Annotated in this window: 2 protein-coding genes; one reads left to right on the top strand and one right to left on the bottom strand. The window is 75.3% G+C overall.

Annotated features, from left to right (window positions below):
- Positions 1–170: 170 nt before the first annotated feature.
- Positions 171–428, top strand: coding sequence for a hypothetical protein (locus tag AB0F11_RS38210; protein ID WP_362184487.1), 258 nt, complete (start codon positions 171–173; stop codon positions 426–428).
- A gap of 38 nt (positions 429–466) precedes the next feature.
- On the opposite strand, the gene AB0F11_RS38205 is transcribed toward AB0F11_RS38210, so the two are convergent.
- Positions 467–1,388 (bottom strand): DUF1259 domain-containing protein (locus AB0F11_RS38205; RefSeq protein ID WP_362184485.1); only part of this gene is annotated, 922 nt, incomplete at its 5' end.

Below are 1,388 nucleotides of genomic sequence, written 5' to 3'. Positions count from 1 at the left end.
CTCAAGAGCGACCGCTTCTTCACCACCGACTACCGGCCCGAGATCTACACCGCCGAAGGCCTCGAATGGGTCGACCGCAACACCATGGTCACCGTCCTGCTCCGGCACCATCCCGAACTCGCCCCGGCCCTGGACGGCGTCACCAACGCCTTCGCCCCCTGGAGGACCCTGTGAGCCGGATCCCCGCCCCCCGGGCCGAGATCCGGCCCCGGTCCGCGCCCGCCGACGGGCTGCGCGCCCACTCGGACGCCCTGCGCGAGCACGCCCGGCGGCTGCGGGCCGGGGCCCTCGCCCTCGACTGGAAGGGGCCGCAGGCCGAGGCCTTCCGGTGGCGGGTCGAGGACCTGGCCGACCGCTGCGCGACGGCGGCGGAGAGCCTGGCCCGGTCCGCCGACCAGCTGGACGCGCCCGCCGCGCGCCCGCGCTGAGCACGCTGCCCCGACCTGCCGCTCTCCCGCCCCGCCGGTCAGTCCGGCGGGGCGGTGTCCGTGGCGTCCACGGCGGTGCGCAGGGCCCGCGCGAGGACGACCGCGTCGTCGACCCCCCAGAAGTGGGTGTAGAAGAGGCGGGGTTCGTCCATCAGCCCGTGGTTGTGCAGCTCGATGACGGAGAGGCCGCCGGCGCGCAGGGCGGTGAGCACGTGCTGGACCTCGTGGGCGGTCATCACGAAGTCCCCGTTGACGGCGGCCCGCCCGCCGCCGAGAGGCTGGAAGGCGAGCACGGTGGTCACGCCGGTCGCCGACGGCAGGATGCGGTGCTCGTCGGTGACGGTCTCGCGACGGGCGAAGCTGTACTTGTAGATCCCGCCGTCATTGGTGCCGGTGGTGCCCAGTGCGGCATCCATGGCGGCGGTCTCCAGGTCGAGCGGCGGCGGCGTGGCCGGCGCCGCCACGGCCGGCGGCGTGGCGGTGGAGTCGAGGGCCGCCTTCAGGCCCCGCGCCAGTTCGACGGCGTCGGGGCCCGCCGCGTGGAAGTGGGTCCACCACACGTCGGGTTCGTGGGCGAGCAGGTGCTTGTGGATCGCGGTCTGCTCGAAGCCGTGGGCGTGCAGGGTGTCGGTGGCCCGCTGGAGTTCGGCCTCGATGACGACGAGGTCGCCGCGCACCACGGTCTGCTGGTCGTCGTACCGGGTGAAGGCGGCGTACGAGCTGAGCGCGAGGCCCGGCTGGATGGTGATGCCCTGCGAGACGACGTGGAGGTCCCGGCGGGGGAAGCCGACCCGGTACACGGTGCCCGACATCACCCGGCCGGTGCGTCCCAGCGCGTCCGCGACACCCTGCCAGTCCGCGTCGGTGGTGGTGAGCGGGTGGCTGGGCTCCGGGGCGGCCGGATCGGCGCCCCGGGCGCCGGTCTCCGCGGCCCGGCGGGGTGCGCCGGGCGCGGCAGGC

Origin of the sequence: Streptomyces sp. NPDC032472 (genome assembly GCF_040636955.1) — a bacterium.
In the GTDB taxonomy this organism is placed as follows: domain Bacteria; phylum Actinomycetota; class Actinomycetes; order Streptomycetales; family Streptomycetaceae; genus Streptomyces.
This window is presented reverse-complemented; position numbering and strand designations above follow the sequence as displayed.